At 53.6% G+C, this 562-nt stretch carries 1 protein-coding gene; it reads right to left on the reverse strand.

Features of this window, described 5'->3' with window-relative positions; all coding sequences use genetic code 11:
* Positions 1-13 precede the first annotated feature (13 nt).
* Complete coding sequence (locus tag DIE15_RS36705; RefSeq protein ID WP_124835885.1) at positions 14-400, reverse strand: DUF6984 family protein; 387 nt, start codon at positions 398-400, stop codon at positions 14-16.
* Positions 401-562 lie beyond the last annotated feature (162 nt).

A 562-nucleotide genomic window follows, 5' to 3' on the forward strand; every position in this document is an offset into this window, starting at 1 on the left:
TTCAATGTGCCGCTTAACTTGAGTCCGCATCGTCCGGCCCAGGGACGAATCGCTGCCAGATAGCAGGCATTCGTTGGATATCAGTGCCGTCTACCTTGTAAATTTCGATTTCGCGGCAAACTCCATCAACGACATGTAGGAGCACGCTGATTTGAACTCCATCGACATCAGGGCCATATAGCTCGGTTGGAACTCGATGTAACACTGGTGCCGCGATTGCGTGCGGTGGAATGCCTACTTCAAGACTGCCTTCCTCATCGATCACTCGCACGACACACTGCTGAAGCTGTTTGATCACTTCGGCTCGACCGGGGAACTCTGCAGCTGTCAATTCTGAGATTAGTTCTCTTTCGACCACCGATGGCGAGCGAAAATTATTGATGTCCGTACTTCTATACATGACAGCCTCCGCTCACGGCCTTTATCAGCGGGTACACAAGTGAAACGCTACCCCAGATTTCTTAGGTCCGCATCCAAATTGTGCTGAAGCAACCCAACGACCGTTCTCCGACCAGCGCCCCACGGCTGAGTTCGACGACCGCCTCGGGTGCGCGCCTCATGC

The sequence above is a fragment of the Burkholderia sp. Bp9031 genome (assembly GCF_003857965.1).
Classification (GTDB): domain Bacteria; phylum Pseudomonadota; class Gammaproteobacteria; order Burkholderiales; family Burkholderiaceae; genus Burkholderia; species Burkholderia ambifaria_A.